General features: G+C 54.1%; 21 protein-coding genes and 1 pseudogene. 4 read left to right on the top strand and 18 right to left on the bottom strand.

Going from position 1 to position 21,574, the window contains the following annotated elements; translation table 11 throughout:
• Nucleotides 1–54 precede the first annotated feature (54 nt).
• The 7 genes from ACK2JC_RS22145 to ACK2JC_RS22115 form a co-directional block, all read right to left on the bottom strand.
• Complete coding sequence (locus ACK2JC_RS22145; protein ID WP_331681317.1) at nucleotides 55–543, bottom strand: metallophosphoesterase family protein; 489 nt, start codon at nucleotides 541–543, stop codon at nucleotides 55–57.
• 199 nt (nucleotides 544–742) lie between these two features.
• Nucleotides 743–1,690 (bottom strand): hypothetical protein, encoded by a 948-nt coding sequence (locus ACK2JC_RS22140; RefSeq protein ID WP_320938406.1) that lies wholly within the window; start codon nucleotides 1,688–1,690, stop codon nucleotides 743–745.
• Between the two features lie 115 nt (nucleotides 1,691–1,805).
• Nucleotides 1,806–2,174, bottom strand: a complete 369-nt coding sequence (locus ACK2JC_RS22135) for a hypothetical protein (RefSeq protein WP_320938405.1) — start codon at nucleotides 2,172–2,174, stop codon at nucleotides 1,806–1,808.
• A 149-nt stretch (nucleotides 2,175–2,323) separates the two neighbouring features.
• Nucleotides 2,324–3,295 (bottom strand): helix-turn-helix domain-containing protein, encoded by a 972-nt coding sequence (locus tag ACK2JC_RS22130; RefSeq protein WP_320938404.1) that lies wholly within the window; start codon nucleotides 3,293–3,295, stop codon nucleotides 2,324–2,326.
• A gap of 90 nt (nucleotides 3,296–3,385) precedes the next feature.
• On the bottom strand, nucleotides 3,386–4,060 hold the full coding sequence (locus ACK2JC_RS22125) for a DUF1062 domain-containing protein (protein WP_092363509.1): 675 nt from the start codon (nucleotides 4,058–4,060) through the stop codon (nucleotides 3,386–3,388).
• A 92-nt stretch (nucleotides 4,061–4,152) separates the two neighbouring features.
• Entirely contained in the window at nucleotides 4,153–4,458 is a 306-nt protein-coding gene (locus ACK2JC_RS22120; RefSeq protein WP_118754743.1) for a CD3324 family protein, read from the bottom strand.
• A gap of 259 nt (nucleotides 4,459–4,717) precedes the next feature.
• A complete protein-coding gene (locus tag ACK2JC_RS22115; protein WP_320938403.1) occupies nucleotides 4,718–6,400 on the bottom strand; it encodes an AAA family ATPase in 1,683 nt (560 codons plus the stop codon).
• Nucleotides 6,401–6,706: 306 nt separating this feature from the next.
• Here ACK2JC_RS22115 and ACK2JC_RS22110 point away from each other — a divergent pair, with 306 nt between their 5' ends.
• On the top strand, nucleotides 6,707–8,071 hold the full coding sequence (locus ACK2JC_RS22110; protein ID WP_411337769.1) for an IS1182 family transposase: 1,365 nt from the start codon (nucleotides 6,707–6,709) through the stop codon (nucleotides 8,069–8,071).
• Between the two features lie 92 nt (nucleotides 8,072–8,163).
• On the opposite strand, the pseudogene ACK2JC_RS22105 reads toward ACK2JC_RS22110, so the two are convergent.
• Nucleotides 8,164–8,607: pseudogene (locus ACK2JC_RS22105) on the bottom strand (ATP-grasp domain-containing protein); the annotation flags it as partial.
• 700 nt (nucleotides 8,608–9,307) lie between these two features.
• Between ACK2JC_RS22105 and ACK2JC_RS22100 the strand changes: the two are divergent.
• Nucleotides 9,308–10,438: a M14 family zinc carboxypeptidase gene (locus ACK2JC_RS22100; protein ID WP_092363518.1), complete on the top strand. Its 1,131-nt coding sequence runs from the start codon at nucleotides 9,308–9,310 to the stop codon at nucleotides 10,436–10,438.
• Nucleotides 10,439–10,546: 108 nt separating this feature from the next.
• On the opposite strand, the gene ltrA is transcribed toward ACK2JC_RS22100, so the two are convergent.
• The 8 genes from ltrA to ACK2JC_RS22060 form a co-directional block, all read right to left on the bottom strand.
• The gene (gene ltrA, locus ACK2JC_RS22095) at nucleotides 10,547–11,938 is read right to left on the bottom strand and encodes a group II intron reverse transcriptase/maturase (protein ID WP_411337818.1); all 1,392 of its coding nucleotides are present in this window, start codon (nucleotides 11,936–11,938) and stop codon (nucleotides 10,547–10,549) included.
• The gene (locus ACK2JC_RS22090) at nucleotides 11,898–12,116 is read right to left on the bottom strand and encodes a hypothetical protein (RefSeq protein WP_411337816.1); all 219 of its coding nucleotides are present in this window, start codon (nucleotides 12,114–12,116) and stop codon (nucleotides 11,898–11,900) included. Before ACK2JC_RS22090 ends, ltrA begins: the two co-directional genes overlap by 41 nt.
• Nucleotides 12,117–12,437: 321 nt before the next feature.
• Nucleotides 12,438–13,577 (bottom strand): aldo/keto reductase, encoded by a 1,140-nt coding sequence (locus ACK2JC_RS22085; RefSeq protein WP_320938366.1) that lies wholly within the window; start codon nucleotides 13,575–13,577, stop codon nucleotides 12,438–12,440.
• Nucleotides 13,578–13,615: 38 nt separating this feature from the next.
• Nucleotides 13,616–14,095: a 23S rRNA (pseudouridine(1915)-N(3))-methyltransferase RlmH gene (gene rlmH / locus ACK2JC_RS22080; protein ID WP_276952072.1), complete on the bottom strand. Its 480-nt coding sequence runs from the start codon at nucleotides 14,093–14,095 to the stop codon at nucleotides 13,616–13,618.
• A 3-nt stretch (nucleotides 14,096–14,098) separates the two neighbouring features.
• Nucleotides 14,099–14,608 carry a GNAT family N-acetyltransferase gene (locus tag ACK2JC_RS22075; RefSeq protein WP_320938367.1) on the bottom strand — a complete coding sequence of 170 codons (510 nt, stop codon included), beginning with the start codon at nucleotides 14,606–14,608 and terminating at the stop codon, nucleotides 14,099–14,101.
• 16 nt (nucleotides 14,609–14,624) lie between these two features.
• Nucleotides 14,625–15,332: a response regulator transcription factor gene (locus ACK2JC_RS22070; protein WP_007714883.1), complete on the bottom strand. Its 708-nt coding sequence runs from the start codon at nucleotides 15,330–15,332 to the stop codon at nucleotides 14,625–14,627.
• 188 nt (nucleotides 15,333–15,520) lie between these two features.
• Nucleotides 15,521–16,276 (bottom strand): helix-hairpin-helix domain-containing protein, encoded by a 756-nt coding sequence (locus ACK2JC_RS22065; protein WP_320938368.1) that lies wholly within the window; start codon nucleotides 16,274–16,276, stop codon nucleotides 15,521–15,523.
• A gap of 428 nt (nucleotides 16,277–16,704) precedes the next feature.
• The gene (locus ACK2JC_RS22060; RefSeq protein ID WP_092363530.1) at nucleotides 16,705–17,130 is read right to left on the bottom strand and encodes a DMT family transporter; all 426 of its coding nucleotides are present in this window, start codon (nucleotides 17,128–17,130) and stop codon (nucleotides 16,705–16,707) included.
• 219 nt (nucleotides 17,131–17,349) lie between these two features.
• On the opposite strand from ACK2JC_RS22060, the gene ACK2JC_RS22055 reads away from it, so the two are divergent.
• Both ACK2JC_RS22055 and ACK2JC_RS22050 read left to right on the top strand, forming a co-directional pair.
• Nucleotides 17,350–18,144, top strand: coding sequence for a YwaF family protein (locus ACK2JC_RS22055; RefSeq protein ID WP_092363533.1), 795 nt, complete (start codon nucleotides 17,350–17,352; stop codon nucleotides 18,142–18,144).
• Nucleotides 18,145–18,205: 61 nt separating this feature from the next.
• Nucleotides 18,206–18,652 carry a C-GCAxxG-C-C family protein gene (locus ACK2JC_RS22050; protein WP_092363536.1) on the top strand — a complete coding sequence of 149 codons (447 nt, stop codon included), beginning with the start codon at nucleotides 18,206–18,208 and terminating at the stop codon, nucleotides 18,650–18,652.
• Between the two features lie 130 nt (nucleotides 18,653–18,782).
• Here the strand turns inward: ACK2JC_RS22050 and ACK2JC_RS22045 are convergent, their stop codons facing one another.
• Nucleotides 18,783–21,197, bottom strand: a complete 2,415-nt coding sequence (locus tag ACK2JC_RS22045) for a response regulator (protein WP_411337812.1) — start codon at nucleotides 21,195–21,197, stop codon at nucleotides 18,783–18,785.
• Complete coding sequence (locus tag ACK2JC_RS22040; protein WP_320936617.1) at nucleotides 21,181–21,549, bottom strand: hypothetical protein; 369 nt, start codon at nucleotides 21,547–21,549, stop codon at nucleotides 21,181–21,183. Before ACK2JC_RS22040 ends, ACK2JC_RS22045 begins: the two co-directional genes overlap by 17 nt.
• Nucleotides 21,550–21,574: the final 25 nt, after the last annotated feature.

Raw genomic sequence — 21,574 nt, 5'->3', positions numbered from 1 at the left:
AGCTTTGACCGGGCGGCGGAAATGGATTCCCCGCGCCGCCTGTCAGCTCACAGTTCATTGCTTCTCATGGGGAATTTCCACTTTTTCCACCGAAAACGTCCCGGTCCCCTCCTCCACCGTCACCACCGCCATGGTGATGGGCTGGTTAAAGCGCCTTGGGCCGCAGCTCCCCGGATTCAGCCAGGTTCTCCCGTCCACCTGCTTCTCCTCGTATTTGTGGGAATGGCCGTAGATCACAAGGTTCCGGTCGCCCAAATCCTCCGGCAGATATTTCTTGTTGTGGACCATCAATATCCGCAGCCCAAAGAGCTCCAGACTCAGCGTTTCCGGCAGGTGCTCCGCCCACTCCTTGTCATTATTTCCCCGCACCACATGGACCGGGGCAATCCTGGCCAGCTCGTCCAGAATGGCCTGGCGGTTGATATCCCCGCCGTGCAGGATCACCTCGCAGCCCGCCAGCTTCTCCCGCACCTGAGGCCGGATCAGGCCGTGGGTGTCGGAAATGACGGCGATTCTGTGTATATTGTGTAAACCGATATCCAAATTCTTCCCTCTTTTCACCGGACGAACCGGAAAACATCCATAACAGCTTCCCTATTGTATCATAGAAACGGCGGCGAATCAATTTGCCGGGACGCGATACTTGATTTTTTGTTCTGACACCATAAGATGGAAACAGGGAGGCTCCTGCGCAAACGTGCGCTCAGGGGCCTCCCCGTTTCCTCATTTCCTCAAATCACAACTAAATCCCTTCAATTCTCCCAAACGCCCTGAGAAACCGCATCTTCTCAATGGCCTTGGACGACTTCCACCAGTTCTCGCTGACGGCAAATTCCTTCGGATAAATCTCTCCCAAATCAAACCAGGTCCAGGTAATGTTCCACACGCCGCCGGGGTTTCTGGTGTCGATCAGGTAGTCCAGTTCCGTCTCCACAATCGCCTCATTCCCCGGATAATATACGCTTTCAGGGAACGCGATAAATTCCGACGGCCTGGGCGTATATTCCGCCCATTTCGCCACGTTCCGCTCAATGGTCCGGTTGACCAGTTCCGGCAATATCGCCTTCACCCGTCCGCAGTCAAAACGCCCGGTCAGCCCGGCCGCCTCGATGTCCTGAACCAGGATTCCGAGCGCGCCCGCCCCCATTTCCCCGAAGTTTTCCCTGGCAGCCACCTGCTCCAGAATCTGATTCACGTAACCGCAGGCCCGCTCATATAGCGCCCCATGTCCGCTTCCGTACCGCAGAATCAGAGCGCAGAGCGCGGCCGTGATTCCCATGTCCTGAACCGCGTTGAGCTCCTCGCTGTAACACCACCAGGGCGCTCTGGGATACCGGTCATTGGACGGGATGCCGAAATGCCATCCCCGCTCCGAGGTATGGACGCCGCTTTCCAGATATCGGAAAATACCCTCCAGAATCGGCTGTCCCTGCTCTGCCAGCCCGATTCCCCGGAGCATACCGGCCGCAATCATGGTGGCATAGGGGCTGGACTCAGGATTCCAGCTGTCCGGCTCCACTCCGTTGCCGAAGCCTCCATCCTCATTCTGGTAAAACCTCAGCATGTCCGCCACCCGCTCCGGACTTCCGTTCTCAAAGTCAAACTGCCACAGCGCCAGCTCCAACGGCCTGGCATTGCGGTAGATCCATGTTCTCACTTCATTGTACGCAGCCGCGTTCAATTTCTTCATTCTGCACCTCCAAGTGTATTTGAGGAAATAATAGCACAGCCGCCATATTCTGTATTGAAAAAAAACGACATCCCATTTAGGCAGTGCCCTGTCATGCCGGACAAATCGTTTGTTTTTATTCTTGTAATCCCACAACAAGACATTTTAACTCTTCATGTGTAATTACAAAGAGCCAGGAAAACGTGTCGTCAAATACATATGCGTCTATGTATTCCCACGGTTCTAATTCTTCTACATATTTACACACATCTTTAAATCTTGTGCGGTATACTTCGTTCTGTCTTTCCAAATACAGCAGCACAGAGACTGGAACAGCTAATTTACCTGCTTCTTCAAAGTCTAAACACTTCGCCTTTACTCTCAAACAATTCCACAACCGATTGGATTTAATATCATATTCTTGAGCAAAAATTTGGATCAGCTTCCGTCTGAACTGCGATAATTGATCGTCTGATAATCTTACGCCATATTGATACTCAAACATTGTATCTCCTTTGTTTTTTGAGAATCCATTTCTCTGCGGAATCGTTACCCCTGCCCATCTTTTATCTTGTTTTTACATCTTACCATGTCTCAAGCCTCTTTCGGCCTGCCTCTGAGGCATTCCCGGCAATTCAGTTTCAGAATCCCCCGCTACCGCCAGGCAAACGCCGCCCTCCTGGCCTGATCCGGCCATATTCCGTGAAACCGCTTAAAATCGTTGAGCAGATGAGCCTGATCCGCGTACCCGTACCGGTGGACCGCGTCCATTATCTCAAACCGGTCCTGCCGCACCACCTCTGCCCACACGTTCTGATAGCGCACCAGGCTGGCGATCCGTTTGATGGGCAGGCCGATGTTCTGCCGGAACAGCCGCTCCATCTGGCGCTGGCTCACGCAGCTATTGGCGCAGATATCCTTCACCGCGGCATTTCCCCCGGCCCGCAGCAGATAGTCGATGGAATTGTACAGATTGGGATTGTACCGGTCCGTCTCCAGCCGCTTCAGCAGATACCCTTCCAGCCAGGAAATGCTCTCCCCCACGGACCGGTGGTAAAACAGCGGTTCAAATTCCCGGTTGCAGCCCGGCAGCACCGGCTCTAAGTCCAGCACCCGGTTCGCCGTCTCCCCCAGCTCCATATCCAGAAACAGCCTGGCCGACCAGAAATAAAACCGGGCGGCGATCTTGGTCACCCGTTCCCCTCCCCGGCCCTGTTCCACCATAAACGTGCAGTCCTGAAGCCCGCACAGCCGGCTGCTGATGCTCTGCCGGGTGTGATTGATCTCGATAATGATATCCATGCACGTATCCGGGATGACCCGCACCGTCCCCGCCAAAAGAGCCGTTTCCCGCCCTGCGGCACCCGGGACGGCGGCTCCCGGGACCTCTGCTTCCGTGGCGGCAGCTTCCAGTACGTCCGCTTCCGTGGCGGCAGCTTCCGGAATGTCCGCTTCCGTAACGGCAGCTTCCAGTACGTCCGCTTCCCCGCCGCTAACCCCGGAGGCCCAAAAACAACTCACGTAAGGGCGCAGAGCCTCCCCGGGGAGGTACTCCGCGTATGTGCTGTTGCTGAGAAAGGGCCGGGACGTCAACGGCCGATAGGGCGTGTCAAATGCAAGTATCATACTGATTCTTTCCTCTTCCTGTCAAACCAACGGCCCGCAGGCTGCGCCGGCGGCCCATTGCCTTCAATAAAATCTGGATTTCAGTATAAATCATGTCTGTTTAAAATACAACCTGCATCGCTCCCCGCCGGGGCTGTTTCCTGGAATTACCATATCGCCGGATGGTTCCGCTTCACTTACGGCCTGGGACTGATAACAAAAAATCTGTCCGTCCCGCACCCTGTCCTTCGCCTGCACATTCCCCTCCTGCCCCCGGATCAATCCCCGCTCGCAGAGCCGCCTCGCCTTTGCCCGGGAAATCTCCATCTGCCCTGCGAACAGGGCATCCACCCGCAGCTTCAGACAGTCAGGCAGCCGGATCTGTACCTCACTCCATCCCGCCTCCCCACAGGGCACCAGCGTATCAATCACCTGCACCCGGTAATCCGCCGAAACCGCAGACATTTCCACCCGGTTTGCCGCAAACCGCGCCGGGTCACTGCCGTACTGGGCGGCCAACTGGATATCATTATCCAAAAAACGCTTATATTCTTCCCGGTCCAGGGACGCCGCGTCCACCCGCTGGTAGATCGCCATATTCCAGGTGGCGTCGCAGCTTTTGCACCGGTAAATCAGCCATACGTCCAGGGAACGCCCATTTGCGTTCACCCGGAACCGTCCGCTGTTCTCAAAACCGGATTTTCCGCCGCACCGCGGACATTTCCGCAGCGCCATCGGCAGCCGGTCCGGTGTAATAATCCATTTTTTTCTGTATTCTGTACTCATGTTCACATACCTCCGAACCTACCCTAACATCCGGGCGCCCGGAGATAAACCTCAAACTCAGGCCAGAAATGAGGAAAAGGCGGTAAACCCGCTCATTCGGATTTACCGCCCATATCTTCGCCCCGCCTCATTTTCTTTTCCTGAAGCACAATTCTCTGAATACTTTTCTCAGACAGGAAATACTGTTCTGCCAACTCCCGCGTACTCATTCCCTGACTATAACTTGCAAAAATTTCCACATTTCTCAACCGGAGCTCTTCCCTGGTCCGGGAAGCCTCACCCCAGTTCTTTTTATTTTCCTGTTTTCTGGGAATATACACATACTCCCCATCGATGTAATCCTGGATCAATTCCACCAGTTCCACCGGCAAAATCTCACTCGCCTTCTGATAGCGCATCACTGCCTCCCAAACGTATATTATGTCCGGATCAGCAAAGGCTATAATAAGGAAACGTAACCCTTATCGTCAGCCTAGCGGCAGACGACAAAGTACAATTACTCACATTTCACTGCATTAGCCTCCGCTATGCAGCCTGAATATATTTCATCATAAAACGCAGCCCTCCTTAGGTTCCCTATTATATCACATCTGTCTGCGCAGGAAACCTTACAAATAATTCAGAAGTGTATTTAATCCAAAAATGCTACCTCCCCGCCTATATACCGGCTTTTACCAGACATTCTTTTTTATAAAAGCTAATCCCATACTTCATAATCGTTTCATATCCTTCCGCTTTCAGGGCTGCCTCATATTGCTTATCCTTTATCTGGTGAAGAGCGATTTCACACCCAGCTTCCAAATCAGGCAGCTTATCCACAACCTTTATTTCAATGATAATCGCCCGCCCTCTGACGCTAGGAGTCCGCAGAATCAAATCCGGCCTTCCATCTCCCAATTCCCGGTTTGAGAGAATACGGTAGTTTTTCATATTTTTCAGGAGTCCCGCCAGAAAACCATGATAAAAGCTTTCCGCATAATCATAAAAGCTGATTGTTTCCTGTAGATTCAAAGACAATTCCCGGGACATTCGGTCTGTGTCGCTCTGTTCGATCGCCTGATATAACACGGACAAATCTTTCTGTCTCACCTTTATACCAAACCACTCCCGAATTGTATTCTTATAAATGTAACGTACTTCCGTGTTCGGGATTTTCATGGTGATATATCTGGTATCACCTTCCAGACGTTTTGAGTCCAGTCTCAAATATCCTGTAAAAAAAAGGAAATTCCACAAATTGTCCTCCGAACGAAAAATATCTTCGTATGTGATATCTTCATGGATCGGTTTTTCAATTCCCTTACCGGCAATCAGATCTTCAATTTCTTCTTTTTCCGTGCTATCAGCCTGTTCCACCAATGTCCTGACAATACTGTTTGAGCTTGTATTGGCCCAAAACGGAGCCGGAAGCCCGTCCTCATTAGAAGATAATTCCTTTACATATTTCGCAACGCTCCATGGATTATAGATCTCGCTCTTTCCAAAACAATATCCGTCATACCACTCCCGTATCAATTCGCCCTTAGCGCCAAGTCCATAATATTCCAGCATTTCGTCTACCTCCATCTGGAGGAAACCAAAATATTCTCCGTAATCCACATCCAGGACAGAGCTGATTTCCAGGCTGTTTAACCCTGTGAAAATAGATTCCCTGCTGATTCTCAAACAGCCTGTAATAACAGCAAATTCCAGACATTCATTTGTCTTTAAGGCGGATTCAAACAGGGAACGGATCAATGAACTCATCTCCCCGTAAAATCCGCCGAACCATGCATTCTCCAAAGGGACATCATATTCGTCAATCAGTATGATACAGCGTTTTTTGTAGACAGCTTCCAGGCACTGTGAAAGAAAGGCGAGGGAATCAATATAATCCCCCTCATCCCCCTGCTCCAGCATAATTTTCATAAATCGTTCTTTCCGACTTCCCAGCTTCGCCGCTATCTCCTCATGGCGTCGGTATTCGTTTGCAATCTGGCGTTTGATACTCACCGCCGCCAGATGGAAATCAGGCTGTTTTGCACTTTTTAGGGTCAGGCTAATCACCGGATAACCGGTCATTCCGGATAAATACGCTTCCCCCTCCTCCATAATCTTAAGTCCTGAAAAAAGATTCCTGTTCCTTTTATTCGTTTCCTCATTGCCGGTATCCTCAAAAAAGTACCGGAGCATACTTAAATTAAGACTTTTTCCAAAACGCCGCGGTCTGGTGAACAGATTCGCCTTGCCCTTCCGATCCAGAAGCGTTTTAATGAACAATGTCTTATCCACATAATAAAAGCCGCCTTCTATTACTTCTCTGAAGTTATCATATCCAATCGGCAGATTCTTTTTTCCCACGTTCTTGTACCCCCTTCTCACGAAACCGGCGAGGCCATTGCTAATTACACCATTTCCATCATCATACCATAAACACTACGCTCGTGAAAGACCTCACTAAGTGTTTCGGCATGTATTCTGACTAGACTCGAAAATACCACGGTTTCATCATAAGTTTTCCCGCAAAAACCGCAGTTAACCCTCCGTCCGTTCCTCCTCAATCCCCCGCAGCAGCTCCTCATAAAACTTAAACACATACTGGGGCTGTTGACAAAGTCCCCTTAGCGCCGGAAATATGATATAATGAAAAAAAGAGCGGAGAGGGGGATGGGAATGCAACTGAAGCTGCACATGGTAACGATAGAAGATTTGGTCCCAGAGGGACACTTTCTGCGAAAACTGGAAGCCACGCTGGACTTGTCCTTCATTCATGAAGAAACAGCCCATCTGTACAACCGCAGATACGGCCGCCCACCCATTGCCCCTGTTGTGCTGGTAAAATATCTGCTGGTAGGATACCTGTACGGGATCCCATCGGAACGGCAGATCGAACAGCGTATCCAGACAGATGTGGCCCTGCGGTGGTATCTGGGCCTGGATCTGTTTGACCGGGTACCGGACCACAGCACCATCTCTCAGCTGCGCCGTCGCAAGCCTTCTTTCCGCAAGGTTTTCCGTCGGCTGTTTGAGGAAGTGGTGCGGCAGTGCATTGAAAAAGGTCTGGTCAGCGGGAAATTGGCAGCTACCGACTCTACCCATGTAAAGGCCAATGCCTCCCGTGCGTCGGAGCATCTGGTGGAAATGCCCGAGGAACCGGGCGTATACTGGGAACGGCTGGACGGCTACGAGGAAGAAGGACTGCAGAAACTGGAGAAACGGACCGGACACCGCCGGAAGAAGCGGACAAAGCAAATCAAGCGGGACAGCCGCCGCAGCCACAAGCGTGTGAGCCGGACTGATCCGGAGGCAGGGCATATGAAACGGCCGGGGAAGCCGGAGGGCCAGTACTACCTGAGCCATCAAACCCTGGACACGGACCACGGTGTGATCCTGGGTGTGACGGTGACACCGGGCGATGTGCATGATTCCGTGCCATACCTGGACCATCTGGAGCAGATCCATCGAAATGTCTTCCCCATTCAGGCGGCCACAGCGGACGCCGCTTACGATTTTCCTCTGGCCCACCGTGTGCTGGAGGAGCAGGGAATCTCCTTTTATGTCAGGCCGCAGCCTTCTGCTGATAGGACCAAGGCGGAATTCAAACGGGATGCCTTTTCTTATGATGCGGAGAAAGATGTTTATCAATGCCCCAATGGGAAAGAGCTTCGAGTGAAGGGGCTGTACCGCAGCGCCAGCGGTGTGTACTGGGAGTATTGGGCAGACCGCGGAGACTGCCGGAGCTGTCCTTTCCGGGAGAAATGTTTGAGCGAAAATGATAAACGCGGCGCACGAAGGCTGCTGGATACCTACTTCCGTCCCACAGTACGGCGGCATCTCGCCCGGCAAAACGAGCCGGACTATCTGGATGCGCTGCGCAAGCGGCAGATCTGGTGCGAGGGCACGTTTGCCGCCCAAAAGTGGGGACATAACTTAACACGCGTCTTACGACGGGGTTTAGAGGCAGCGGAGGACCACTGCCTCCTCTCGGCGACCGCTTTGAACTTAAAAAGGATGATAAGATGTATGGGATGACGCCGGTAGGCGTCTTTTTTATTGCTTTTTTCCGCTCGTAATAAATGATCAGGCACTTTGTCAACAGCCCCATACTGCCCCGGGGACAATCCCGATACCTGGCCGTCGCCGGTCTCCACCACGATCCAGCTTCCATCCGCCAGCTCCGCAAAGTCCACGGTGTAAAAATTGCTGTTCAGCCGCGGCAGTTGTCCCGCAAATGCCTCCGGCACCGGCACGTCCCGCTTCTGATTTGAATTCTTTGATAAGGTAATCCGTTTACCGTACAGATAAAACGCCCGGTACTCATTGGTCGCGTGATCCGTTTTCTTTAAGTCCACAAACTCTTTCAGCACAATCCCCTTCACGAACAGCCGGTCCCGCAGGCGGATAAACTCAGCCGCATAGCGGTCCATCTCCTCATCCGTGTAGGTGTGGTCAAAATACACGGGAAAATCGCTGCCCTTGACTGATTTCACATAGTCCTTCATCATAAAACGGCCAAACCGCTCCTTAACCGCCCGCCAGTCCACGGCCTCGCCAATCGGGTACGCCATCATGCCGGGCGTAAACGTTTGGAGCAGATCATAAGAATTGGGAAATTCATGGCAATTCTCGTACTCGTCCGGCGTATTGATCAGCCTCAGCCCCCGGCCCGCCAATGACCGGTACAATTCCTCATATGCGGACGGCTGCAGCATCCACCCCCGGTAAACGCACAGGCCCCCCTCAAAATCGCCGGGATAAAACCTCAGCTTTCCCCCTGCCGCAAACTCGTCGTAATTGTAAAACAGAATCTGAAACTCCGGGAATTGAACCGCCTCCCGGTATTCATATTCGTAATCCTCGTCCACCTTTTTCAGATCGAAAAAATCGGCCGGGTACAGAATGGTGCATCTATGGCTCATATCGGAATTTCCCCCTCGTTTCAATTTATCGTATCCTACCTTTAGTATATTGTGAATCCACCGGAAACACAACCCCCATCAATCCAGGACGTCCGCAAGCCGCCTTACATGCCGCAGAGATTCTTGATAATATCCATTTTCGGGTATGTTTTTACACTCTCCATCCCACACCCCCCCCCCGGCTTCATTTGCCGGTAATTTCCTCCCCTTCCAGCCATGCTCATAAAAATGGCATAAAATTGTAAGAAAACTTTATTTGACTGGAAGCGGCATTTATATTAGATTGGGAGCATATGGAATAGGAACCGGACAAAACGACGACAAAAACAGAAGGGTAGTGTTAACGATTATGAAACGAATGGTTTGTGCAATACTCAGCGGAATCCTGGCAGTGGGCGGCCTGGGTGCCGGAGGCGCGGTCAGCTACGGGGCGGAGCCGTCCTATATGGAGGCAAAGGAAGCCAATGCCGTGGGGCCCGGGATCAAGGCCTCGGTGGGGTTTAACGATTTTTTGGATCTGGAGGTGGCGAACCCCATTATCACGCCGGTGGAGAAATACTCCTATGAGCAGATGGAGACGGATATTAAAGCGCTCCAGGCTGCATACGGGGATAAGATTACCGTCAATGTCATCGGCACTTCCCTGGACGGAAGGAACATTTATGACATTATTCTGGGCAATCCCGAGGCTGAGGCGCAGATTCTGATGCAGGGAGCGATCCATGCAAGGGAATATATGACCCCTCTCATCATGATGAAGGAGCTGGAATACGCGCTGGCCTTTTATGATACCGGACATTACAATTATAAGCCGGTTTCGGATATGCTCCAAAAAGTAGCAATTCATTTTGTCCCCATGACCAATCCGGACGGAGTGACCCTCAGCCAGTTCGGCCTCGACGCCATCCGCTCCGAGACGCTTAAGAAAGGGATTGAGGACTGCTACGCGAGGGACACCAGCCTTGGAAAAACTTCCGATCCCTTTGAGGTGTATCTGACAAAATGGAAGGCAAACGCCGGGGGCGTGGATTTAAACTACAATTTCCCCTACGGCTGGGAGCAGTTGTCCGCGGACCGGACGGCCCCATCCTACGCCAATTACAAAGGTCCCACCCCATTTTCAGAGCCTGAGAGCAAGGCCCTCTCACAGCTGGCGGACCAGTACCCCTTCGCTATCACAGTCAGCTACCACTCCCAGGGCGAGGTGATCTACTGGACCACCAGCAGCAACGGAGCCGAGATGGCTTCCAACACGCTGGCTGAGGCTGTATCGGTCATGACCGGCTACCGCATGGATTCCAGCGACGGCAAAGGCGGCTTCAAGGACTGGATGCAGTCCAGAAGCAACGCGGTTCCGGGCGTAACCCTGGAAGTCGGGAGAACCCCATGTCCCGTGCCCTTCTCAGAGTACCCTGCCGTGTGGAAACAGAACAAGGGAGTCTGGGTGCAGGTTCTCGACTATGTCGTGCGGCGCATCTAGGAACCGGCCGCAGGCAGCCGCGCCAGCCCCATGTTGAATCGAGTAGGAGGGAGTGATTAACTCCCGTCCTCTCACACCACCGTGCGTACCGTTCGGTACACGGCGGTTTCAATAGTTGACGTGCACGGACTGATAGGCAGTAGCTAAATCATAAAAGCCTCTGTTTATCAGTCTTTCTTGTGTTAATGCTCTGTTGACCGCTCCCATTCCCGTTACATACCAGTATTTCCTGCGGCTGTTTGCCGCCTGATGTGCAAAATATTCAGGTATCCCGAGTTTTATTAGGTTTCTTTTCCTTGTTTTGGGTAACTTCCATTGTTTCCATATGCACATTCGAATACGGTGATACAGCCATGAGTTTAGTTCGTCTATCCTGTTCTTCATATCCGCAATCCCATAATAATTCAGCCATCCACGCATGAATACTTTTATCTTTTCCAATGAAGGACGTATACTCTGACAAGACCTTCGGGAACTGAGCTCTTTCAGTTTTGTCTTCATCTTCTTCCATGACTTCCCATGAACCCGGACATATATGCCCTTCCCGTTCTTTCCCAATGTGAAGCCAAGAAACTTAAAATTTCGGATTGCAAACACACTTACCACACGACTTTTCTTTTGATTCACTTTCAGTTTCAGTGTTTTCTCCAGATATTTCGTGCTGGATTCCAGTAATCTCTTTGCGGCTCTCTCACTTTTAGCTAACAGCACAATATCGTCTGCGTAGCGTACAAATGCCACTCCCCGCTTCTCAAACTCCTGGTCGAACTCGTTCAGATAGATATTTGCCAGCAGTGGTGAGATGTTTCCGCCCTGTGGCGATCCTTCTTCGGTTTCCATGACTACACCGTTTTCCATGACACCACTCTTTAGGTATCTCTTAATCCACTGGATTACTCTTTCGTCCTTTACATTCCTTCGCAGGATATTCAGGAGCATTTCGTGGTTAAGTGTATCAAAGTATTTCGACAGGTCTAATGTCACTGCATGGGTATATCCCTGTTCTGCATACCCCTTCACTTTCAGAATGGCGTCTTTTGCGCTTCTTCCCGGTCGATAACCATAGCTGTTTTCCGAGAATAGCGGCTCATAGACCGGCATAAGCTGTTGTGTTATGGATTGCTGGAAAATACGGTCTTTGACGGTTGGAATACCAAGCTTTCGTATTCCACCGTCTGGCTTTGGGATTTCCACTCGTCTTACCGGGTCGGGAGTATATTTCCCCCTTTTGATTCTCCCGATAAGCTCTTTCTGGTTCTCCCGAAGGTATGCTCCGGCTTCCTCCACGGTCATTCCGTCGATTCCCGGTGCTCCCTTGTTTGCCTTTACTCTCTTGAAAGCTCTGTTCAGGTTGTCCTTATCCAGTATCTTCTCTAAGAGCTCCGGTTGTGCACTGTCCCGTTCCTTCCATGTCCGACGGAAAGAACGGTGCGCTCTCACATACCCTTCACGTTCCGCGCTATCTCTTTGCGAGCAGCTTTCTCTGTTTTCTGCACCCAATGTTCTTTCCTCCTTTCCCGGTTGTACTAAGGACTCCTATTGATTCGGTCCTTCGCCTCTCGGCTACTATGACCTCGGCTGACTTCTGTACGTTCAGCATTATCTCACGATAATGGTTATCCCTTTCAGGACATATCGTACAGACCTCCCCGGGTACCACACGTTTCTTTCTCTCCATCTATCTGCCACATTTACCATACATGATTCCGTGTAGTTATTGGGCTTCAACTTGTGGGGCAGTCTTACCCTCATGCATAGCCTGATGTGATTTCTGTTCGTCAGACCAGAGATTTGCCCATGGGTTAGTATGTTCCCCATATCCGGCTTCCTTCAGATTCCACCTCACGATGGACACCCTTGCCTTCGGCTATATCCTTCCCACTACCGGGCGGATTCCGGACTTGCACCGGTTAGAAACGTGCGCCGCCGGGCGCACCCCCCAAAAAGTCCCAGGCGGACAGCAGCACCCGCCTGGGACTTTTCTCGTGATCTCTCCCGTTTATCCGAAAATTTTGGCAGCCGCAGCCATATTGTCGATGATAGGAACGCCGAAGGGACAGCGCATCTCGCAGTTTCCGCAGCCAATACAATCCTTTCCGCTGTGTTTGAGCCCTGCATAGTGAGAGCGGATGGAGGGCGGCACATTTTCCTCGTAAAGGCGGGCGATATCCAGGTATCGATTCACCGCTGCAATATCGATCCCCACGGGGCAAGGCTGACAATGACTGCAATAAACGCAGTTCCCCTGAAAATCATTGCGCAGCGTATTCATCACGGCCGTGTAATCCTTTTCCTCATCGCTCAGCTCCAAATACCGCACCGCGTCCAACACCTCGAAGCGTGTCTGGCAGCCCAACATCACGCTGGCCACCGCAGGGCGCGTCAGCGCGTAATGCACGCACTGGCCCACGGTCAGCGGCCGGTCGAAGGGCGTGTGCTCCGCGGAAATCAGCTTGCCCGCTCCCAGGGTTTTCATGACCGTGATCCCGATATTCTTCTGCTCGCACAGAGTATACAAAGCAGCACGGGTGGGATCAAAACCACAAAAAGCCGCCTTGTCCAGCCCCTGATGCAGCTCATTCAGCGCGTTAGTCTCTGCGGGATAGAGGTCAAAGGCCAGGTTGATGCTGAACATCATCATTTCCGGCAGTCCCGTACCCACCACCCGGGTGGCCATGACGGGATTGTGGGAGCTGAATCCGATATGGCGGATATCCCCCTGGCGTTTCAGCTTCTGCACATAATCTGCGAACCCCGTCTCAAAAACGCCTTTGTAGTCCTCCTCCGAGTCGATAAAAAACATCATTCCAAAATCTATGTAGCCGAAAATGCGCAGCAGATTCTCAAAATACTGCTTTACCACCGGCAGGTCACGGCTGATGTCGTACTGCTGCCGGATATCGGTGGAGCCGATATGCCCTTGTATCATCACCTGATCCCGGCGGCTTCCCAACGCCCGGGCAATATTTTCCCGTATCTCGTTTCCGGGCATAAACACGTCGAACAGATTGATACCGTTTTCCAAAGCGGCGTTGACCGTGTCCTGCACCTGCTCAAAGGGCTTTCCGTCCAGATTCTCGCAGCCCAGGCCGATGATACTGCTGCGTTTCCCCGTTTTTCCGATTTCCCTGTACTCCATACTCTTCCTCTCTTTCCTGAGCGGCTTTCCGCCAGCCGTCACTTATGATATGGCTCCCCCGCCGCGATCCGAAATCCCCTGTAAATTTGTTCCAGCAAAATTACCCGCATCAGCTGATGCGGGAACGTCATGCGGGAAAAGCTCAGGGCGTAGTCGGCCCGGGCCATGACCGCCGGGGACAGCCCTAATGAGCCGCCGATCACAAACACGATCTGGCTTTTGCCCTCCACGCCAAGGCGGGCGATCTTTCCGGACAGCTCCACGGAGTCCAGCATATCCCCTTCGATAGCCAGGGCGATCACATAGGCGCCGTCCTTCACCTGGGCCAGGATGCGCTGCCCCTCCTTCTCCCGGATCTGGGCCTCCAGCGCTTCCCCGGCACCGTCCGGCGTTTTTTCGTCCGCCACCTGGACGATCTCCAGCTTGCAGTAACGGCTGAGGCGCTTGGAATACTCCTTTATGGCGTCCTCAAAATAGCGCTCCTTGATCTTTCCCACAGTTATTAATGTGATCTTCATCCGCTAAAACTCCAAAATCATGTCGTACCAGACCGCGCCGCCATGGACGGACCGGGAAAGCCCCAGATTCACATATCCAAACTTCTCATAATAGTGGATCAGCCGGTCCTTGCAGGTCAGAATCAGCCCCCTTTTTCCGCGCTCCCGCGCCGTCTCGATCATCCGGTTCATCAGCGCGGCCGCCACCCCGCGGCGGCGGAACGCTTCCACCACGTCCAGGCCGAAAATGCTCTGATAGGCCCCGTTTGCATTATGTAAATCCGCTTTCTCAAACATATCGTCGGAAATGGTCCTGGCGTCCGTCACCGCTCCGTTGATAAAGCCGATGATCCGGCCCCCGTCTGCCAACTCCGCCACCAGAAAGCTATCCGGAAAGACCTTAAGGCGCGCCTGAAAGCTCTCCCTTCCGGCAGCCTCCGCCGCCGGGAAGCACTCCGCCTCCACCTGAATCAGCGCCTCCAGATCTTCCGGGCGCGCGAAGCGGATTGTATAGTCATCGTGATTGTATTCCATCCGTGTTAAACCTCTCTCATCCTTTTACGTGAAAATAATAGCCCACGCCCCATTTGGTGTGCACAAACTTGGGATCGCTGGGACTTGGTTCGATCTTCTCCCGCAGCCTGCGGACGTGAACATCCACAGTGCGGACGTCGCCGCTGTCCATGGCCCGGTTGCCCCACACGTAGGTCAACAGCGCCTCGCGGCTGTACACCTTGTTGGGGTTGCGCACCAGAAGCTCCAGAAGGTCGAATTCCTTGGCGGTGAGGTTGATCTCCCGTCCGGAAATGTACACGCGGCGGCTCTCCGTGTCCATCTTCAAATCTCCCGCCCCAATCACATGGCTGTTCTGCTCCTCCTTGCGGTTTTTCCGGTTCTTTCCGCTGCGGCGCATGATCGCCTTGATCCTGGCTTTTACCTCCAGGATGTTGAAGGGCTTGCTGATGTAGTCGTCCGCGCCGTACTCCAGGCCCAGAATTTTGTCCATGTCCCCGCCCTTGGCCGTCAGCATAATGATGGGCATGTCGGAAAATTCCCGGATCGCCTGACACACCTCATAGCCGTCGTGCTTGGGCAACATCACATCCAGCAGCACCATATCGTACTCCGTCTTTCGGGCCAGCTCGATGGCCTCCTCGCCGTCGTACGCGCAATCCACCTCCATTCCCTCCTGCTCCAGGCTGAAACGGATTCCTTTTACAATTAATTTTTCATCGTCTACCACTAAGATTTTTGCCATTCCAATTCCCCTTACTCTATCCGCAATCCGCTGCAGGCTCCGCCCGCAAACGACTGCGCTCAATCAAGCTTTTCCCCGCGGAAAAGCGCCATCTGCCATCTCATCAAACCGGTCAGGCTTAAAACAGCGAGACTCCGGGCGCGGACTTTAATCGTCCCGCGTCCGGAGCGCACGCCCGGCGGATTCTGTCACACCGTAATTGAATCTTTTATCTTCTGAAATGCCGCATCCTTAATCCCGGAAATATTCATGATATCCTCGATCCGCTCAAAAGGGCCGTAGGTCTCGCGGTAACGGATAATGTCCTCGGCTTTGGATTCGCCGATGCCTTTTAACGTCATCAGTTCTTCCTTGCCGGCAGTATTCAAATTGACCTTTGCGCTTTTGGCGGAGCCAGACTCCCTCCCTCCGGCGGCGCCCTGGGAAACCGGTCTGGCCGTCACTCCGGCGCGGCCTTCCTTCCCCCATTCCTCCGCCTGGCGCTCTGTGGGTACCTCGATCTTCATACCGTCGGCAATCTCCTGGGCCAGGTTTAAATACGACCAGGCCGCTTCCGGCCCGAAACCTCCCGCCAGGTCCACCGCCTCGTAGATCCGGCTGCCCGGCTCCATCTCGTAGACCCCGGGATTCACAACCGCTCCACAGACATGCACAAAATATATGGGATGGGACGTTTCCCCGGCTTCCGGTGCCGCGCGATACTCCGCTTCCGCTCCCTCGCCCCCGCTTTGCGCTTCCCGTTCTCCCCGGGAGGCGTTCAAATCCGCGGGCGCTGTACTCCCATCCTCCAAACCGGCCGCTTGCGCTTCGCCGGATTCCGCTTCCAGAACCATTTCCATACGGTCCGCTTCCCGGCCGGAATTACAGCCGTAGCAGATCCCCGCGGCCGCCATTCCAAGGACAACCGCCAACATTTTCATACGTTTCAGTGACTTCAGATTCAATTTCAATGGTCTCCCTCCTTACCGGCGGGAAGCCATCTCAGCCTGATATTATTATTCTAACGAAATCCAGGGGTAAAAACAAGCCCTATTTCCGGAAAACGGGAAACTAATTTTGTTACTGTTCACAGGCAATATCCCGCGAGGCGTTTTTTGTGAGTGGAGCGCAGCGGAAGTCACAGAAAATCCGAGGATAGCGGCGCGAAACGGCGTTTTTTGCCGTTTCTGTGCATCGCGAAGCGTGTTACTGGGAACAGAGTGTACAGTAACCTAATTTTGTGCCGTGTTCCGCAATATTTTAGGCAATTTTTTTGTCAGACACGTCAAAGAGCCGGAATCACCCCAGCGGGTCCGCCCATTCCGGTTCCCGGCGTCTGACGCACCGCTAAAAACCCCCGCGCACTCGCGCAGGGGTCCATCCGCTGTTTTTTCTATTTTCGAAATATAATAATTCCCGCCACGGCCACCGCCGCGCCGATCAGCTTGCGCCACTCAAAGTCCGCCTTGTCCACGCCGAAGAGGCCGAACAGCTCGATACAGTAGGCTACCACGATCTGGGACACCACGATCAGGATAGAAGCCTGGGCTGGGCCCAGTCCGCTCATGCTGCGGACCACGGTGTAGGTGATCAGGGCCCCCAGGATTCCGCCCAGCATCACGTAGCGGGGCGTCACCTCCATGAGACCGCCTATGGGCTGCCGCCCTGTAAAGAGCCAGATCGCCACACAGGTGATAAACGCGGTGAGCTGCACCCAGCCCGCGGCCACCCAGATGCTGGTCTGATCCGTCACCTCCGTGTTAAATACGCCCTGTATACTCATCAGGGCGCCTGAAATCAACGCAATGATTAATGCCATCGTCCGTATTTCCTGCCTTTCCCATAAGATTCAACATGGTTAGGATATCCGGCCGCACCGGATTCTATTCAAGCCGCCCTTTACAGCGATTCTGTTCTGATGTATAATGTCGTAAAGCATCAATGGGCGGAATTTCACCGCTGCGGACCGCGTACCGTTCTTTAAGGGAACCGCATGAAACGGATGCGCACACCGGCCCGGTCGGGAGGCAGGAATATCATGCAGGAATTGCTCCAACGTTTTTTCCAGGCGTCTGCGTGGACCATGCAGACGCCTGTTCCATACTCGCCCTTCCACTTATCGCTCACAGCTCTGGGCATCTGCGCCGCCGCATGGATGGCCCGGCGGCTGGCAGCCGGCCGCAGAAAACACGTTCTGTTCGTCTGCGGATTGATTTTAGCGGCAAGCGAGCTCTACAAGCAGGGCTTTCTCTACTATATTGTAAATGGCCGCAGCTACGATTGGTGGTATTTCCCATTCCAGCTCTGCAGCGTCCCCATGTACTTATGTCTGGCTGTCCCGCTTCTATCGAAGCCGGAATATGCGCGGGCAAGGCGGACCGCCTGCACCTTTATCCAGGACTACGGACTGTTGGGCGGTCTCATGGCCCTGGCCGAGCCATCGGGCCTCATGCACCCCTACTGGGCGCTGACGCTCCACGGCCTGTGCTGGCATTTTACGCTGATCTTTCTGGGGCTGTACTGCGCCCAAAGCGGCGAGTCCGACCGGGAACCGGCGGCATTTTTGCGCACGCTTCCCCTCTTCGCGGCCTGCTGCGCCGCAGCCACGCTCATCAACATCGCCGCCCACCCTTACGGAAACGCGGATATGTTTTACATCAGCCCTTATTATCCCAATGAGCAGATCGTCTTTCACCGGATCGCCCTTGAGATCGGCATCACCGCCGGAAACCTGATCTACCTGACCGGAGTGGCCCTTGGCGGCTTTCTCTGCCACCTGGGCTGCCGTTACTGTCTGCATTCCGTCAAAACGCTGCCGGACAGCCGCCGGTAACCGGCCCCTGCCAGTTCCGGCGTCCAACATAAATTTTTACCTTGAAGGGAGAATTACCACAATGTCAGAAGATAAGAAAAAAGACCGTTACCAAATCGCCACCGACTATCACAACCGCGGCTACAACTGCTGTCAGTCCGTCTGCTTCGCATTTCTGGACCAGGTGGACCTGGATGAGAAAACCCTGTTCCGCGTGACCGAGGGCCTGGGCCTTGGAATGGGCGGCATGGAGGGAACCTGCGGCGCCATCTCCGCCGCCACCGTGCTGGCGGGTCTAAAATGCAGCACCGCCGATCTGGAACACCCCAATTCCAAGGCGGTTACCTACAAGGACGCCAAAGCCTGCGTGAAGGCATTCAAGGACCGCAACGGCACCGTGATCTGCCGGGAGTTAAAGGGTCTGGACTCGCCGGATAAAAAGGTGGTCCGCACCTGTCCGGACTGCATAAAGGACGCCGTGGAGATCATCGAAGCCACTTTGTACGGCGGTTCTTCGCCCGAAGCGTAACTGCTGCCGCCCCAAAAGCAATGGCGCGCAATCACGCCATTCTATGCCCGCGATCAATTTCCTTCAACCGAAACGGAGCCCCTGTCTCATGGACCACAATCCACAAAACAGGGGCTCCGTTCTTTCATCCTCATTTTCCCGCCCGCTCCATCATCCCCTCCAGCGTCCGATACAACGCGTCGATATCAATGGGCTTCGCCACATGTGCGTTCATCCCCGCCTCCATCGCGCTCTCCACGTCCTCCCGGAACGCGTTGGCGGTCATTGCCACGATGGGGATCTCTCCGGCGTTGGGGCAGCCGCTGGCCCGGATGGCTCTGGCAGCCTGGTAGCCGTCCATCACCGGCATCTGAATGTCCATCAATATGGCGCCGCAGTCCCGACCCTCCGGCCCCGCAAACCAGTCCAGGGCCTCCTGTCCGTTTCCCACGCTGCTGACTCTGGCTCCGGCCAGCTCCAGAAGCTCTACGGCGATCTCCAGGTTTAAATCGTTGTCCTCCGCCACCAGGATGTGCGTTCCGGCCAGCCGCTCGGTTTTCCCCAGGTGCCGCGGGCCGGGGAGCGCGCCGCCCATCTTGGTGGCGGTCAGCAGGGTATTGTAAAGGGAGGAGGCGAACAGCGGTTTCGAGAGGAAGAAATTGGCCCCGGCGTTCCGGGCGTTGGCTTCTATCTCGCTGTAATCATAGGCTGTGAGGATGATAATCGGCGGAGCCTCCCCCACGATGTCCCGGATCCGCCGGGTCGTCTCGATGCCGTCCATCTCCGGCATCTGCCAGTCGATGAGGCAGATATCGCTGCTCTCCCCCTCCTCATAAGCGCTGCGGATCATCTCCACCGCCTCCCGGCCGCTGAGCACCCATTTTGCCTTCACGCCAAACTTTTCCAGCAGCAGGGCTGCGTAAGCGCAGTCGTCCGGGTCATCGTCAATTACCAGAACCCGCAGCGTTCCCATGGAGGGGTAACACTGGGGCTTCTGCTGGCTGGATCGCTCAAAGGGCAGCTCCACCACAAAGGTGCTCCCCTCCCCCGGTTTGCTTCTGACGGAAATAATCCCGTTTAAAAGCTCCACCAGGTTCTTGGTGATGGGCATCCCAAGACCGGTCCCGCCGGCCCCATTTTCCTGTTCAAAGGCCTGGAACAGGCGGTTCTCGACGAATTCACGGCTCATCCCCCGGCCCGTGTCCCGGACCGTAAACCGCAGCCGTATCTCCCCGGTCCCGTATGCCGGACGGCGCACATCCAGGTTCACCCTTCCGCCCTCAGGCGTGAACTTCACCGCGTTGGACAAAAGATTGATCAGAATCTGGCTGATCCGCATGGAATCCCCCATGAACTCCTCCTCCGCCATGTCCTGGACGGACACCTTGAAGTCCACTCCCTGGGCCGCGGCCTGGGGATAAATGATGGTGGTGACGGAGTCCAGCACCTGCTTGAGGTAGAAGGGCGCCCGGTTCACCGTCAGCTTCCCGTCCTCGATTTTCGCCATGTCCAGGATGTCGTTGATCAGGGACAGCAGGTGGCGGGAGGAAAAGCTGATCTTGCCCAGACAGTCCTCTATCCGCTTCCGGTCGAAAAGATGGGCCGCGGCGATGCTTGTCATTTCGATGATCGCATTTAACGGCGTGCGGATTTCGTGGGACATTCGGGACAGGAAATCCCGCTTTGCAGCGTTGGCCTTCTGAGCCCCGGACAGGGCGTCCTGAAGATGCTGCTTCTGCTCCTCCAGCTTCGCATGCATCTCCCTCAGCTCCGTTAAGTCGGTCACGTCGATATAGGTCAGGAGGTACACCGGCGCGCCGTCGATCCAGTCCACGCAGTCCCCATTGGCCTGCATCAGGATGCGTTTTCCCTGATTATTTTGCAGGCGGGCCAGGAAACGCACGTGCTCTCCCCGTTTCACCTGATCCATCTGCGGGATGATCTGATCCCGGTTGGACTCCACATTTACCCGGAAAAACTGCGGGTCCGGCTCCCGGCCCTCGGTTCCGAAAAACTCCACAAACTGTTTGTTGGCGTCCAGCAGCCGGATGTGCAGGTAATCCCGGATGAGAAACTTCGCCACAAAGCCCGGGATATTGTTGTAGGTAATGGACTGGGCCTGCTGCATTTTGACTGTGTCGTCCACGTCCACCAGAACGGAGTAGGCGATGGGGTAGCCCTTGTACTTATTTTTCGTGATCACGCCGTGGAGCTGCACCCAGACGTGTCCGCCGCCCTTGACCGGCATCCGGGTCAGCAGGCTGTATTTTGTCCTGCCCGATCGGATTGTGTCCATCACCACCTCCTGAATCTTTTCCAGTTCCTCCTCATAGTGGTGGTACGGGTAGTAGCGGTCCGGCCGGTTGTCGAACAGAGCCTCGTACTCCTCCTTCGGATACCGGATCAGCCCATAATAGTAGGCGTTACTCCAAACCGCGGTAAAATGCTCGTCTAAAATATGCTTGCTGACGCTGACCTGCATGGTGTTCATCAAAAGCTCATAATCCTCGGCCGCGTCGCCGCCGATTAATCCCCCTGTGGGGTCATTCTCAAAGGACTGATCCATCGTCTCCAGCCTCCTTTCCCTGAACCTGCGGCTTCGCCATCTTGTAGCCGGACAAATCGTAGCACGCCAGCAGGCAGGCGTCCTGCTCCCCCCAGCGGATCAGGGAGGCGTCCGCCATACTCCAGATGCCTAACACCGGATTGTACACCTCCAGCGTCCGGTTCACATTTTCCCGGATATCCTTGGCCGGACACTGTTCACAGGGGGAATCCCTGTGGAAAAACGCCTCGTAACAGCACATCCCCACCCGCGCTTCCGGCACCGTGCGTTTGGTTTTGGCGTTGATAAAATGCAGGACGCAGGTGTCAGGGTCTATGACATAGATCCAGGTATTCTGATTGTCCAGGATCATCCTGAGATTTCTGGCTCCTGCCTCC

Source organism: Enterocloster lavalensis (genome assembly GCF_046603895.1).
Lineage (GTDB): Bacteria > Bacillota > Clostridia > Lachnospirales > Lachnospiraceae > Enterocloster > Enterocloster lavalensis.
The sequence above is the reverse complement of the archived record's forward strand: the minus strand, read 5'-3'. Positions and strand labels throughout refer to the sequence as shown.

Excerpts from the sequence above, each read along its gene's own strand:
- ACK2JC_RS22140 (WP_320938406.1), bottom strand. The coding sequence starts at position 1,690 with ATGAAGAAATTGAACGCGGCTGCGTACAATGAAGTGAGAACATGGATC.
- ACK2JC_RS22135 (WP_320938405.1), bottom strand. The coding sequence starts at position 2,174 with ATGTTTGAGTATCAATATGGCGTAAGATTATCAGACGATCAATTATCG.
- ACK2JC_RS22130 (WP_320938404.1), bottom strand. The coding sequence starts at position 3,295 with ATGATACTTGCATTTGACACGCCCTATCGGCCGTTGACGTCCCGGCCC.
- ACK2JC_RS22125 (WP_092363509.1), bottom strand. The coding sequence starts at position 4,060 with ATGAGTACAGAATACAGAAAAAAATGGATTATTACACCGGACCGGCTG.
- ACK2JC_RS22120 (WP_118754743.1), bottom strand. The coding sequence starts at position 4,458 with ATGCGCTATCAGAAGGCGAGTGAGATTTTGCCGGTGGAACTGGTGGAA.
- ACK2JC_RS22110 (WP_411337769.1), top strand. The coding sequence starts at position 6,707 with ATGGGAATGCAACTGAAGCTGCACATGGTAACGATAGAAGATTTGGTC.
- ACK2JC_RS22100 (WP_092363518.1), top strand. The coding sequence starts at position 9,308 with ATGAAACGAATGGTTTGTGCAATACTCAGCGGAATCCTGGCAGTGGGC.
- ACK2JC_RS22090 (WP_411337816.1), bottom strand. The coding sequence starts at position 12,116 with ATGGAGAGAAAGAAACGTGTGGTACCCGGGGAGGTCTGTACGATATGT.
- ACK2JC_RS22085 (WP_320938366.1), bottom strand. The coding sequence starts at position 13,577 with ATGGAGTACAGGGAAATCGGAAAAACGGGGAAACGCAGCAGTATCATC.
- rlmH (WP_276952072.1), bottom strand. The coding sequence starts at position 14,095 with ATGAAGATCACATTAATAACTGTGGGAAAGATCAAGGAGCGCTATTTT.
- ACK2JC_RS22075 (WP_320938367.1), bottom strand. The coding sequence starts at position 14,608 with ATGGAATACAATCACGATGACTATACAATCCGCTTCGCGCGCCCGGAA.
- ACK2JC_RS22070 (WP_007714883.1), bottom strand. The coding sequence starts at position 15,332 with ATGGCAAAAATCTTAGTGGTAGACGATGAAAAATTAATTGTAAAAGGA.
- ACK2JC_RS22060 (WP_092363530.1), bottom strand. The coding sequence starts at position 17,130 with ATGGCATTAATCATTGCGTTGATTTCAGGCGCCCTGATGAGTATACAG.
- ACK2JC_RS22055 (WP_092363533.1), top strand. The coding sequence starts at position 17,350 with ATGCAGGAATTGCTCCAACGTTTTTTCCAGGCGTCTGCGTGGACCATG.
- ACK2JC_RS22050 (WP_092363536.1), top strand. The coding sequence starts at position 18,206 with ATGTCAGAAGATAAGAAAAAAGACCGTTACCAAATCGCCACCGACTAT.
- ACK2JC_RS22045 (WP_411337812.1), bottom strand. The coding sequence starts at position 21,197 with ATGGATCAGTCCTTTGAGAATGACCCCACAGGGGGATTAATCGGCGGC.
- ACK2JC_RS22040 (WP_320936617.1), bottom strand. The coding sequence starts at position 21,549 with ATGATCCTGGACAATCAGAATACCTGGATCTATGTCATAGACCCTGAC.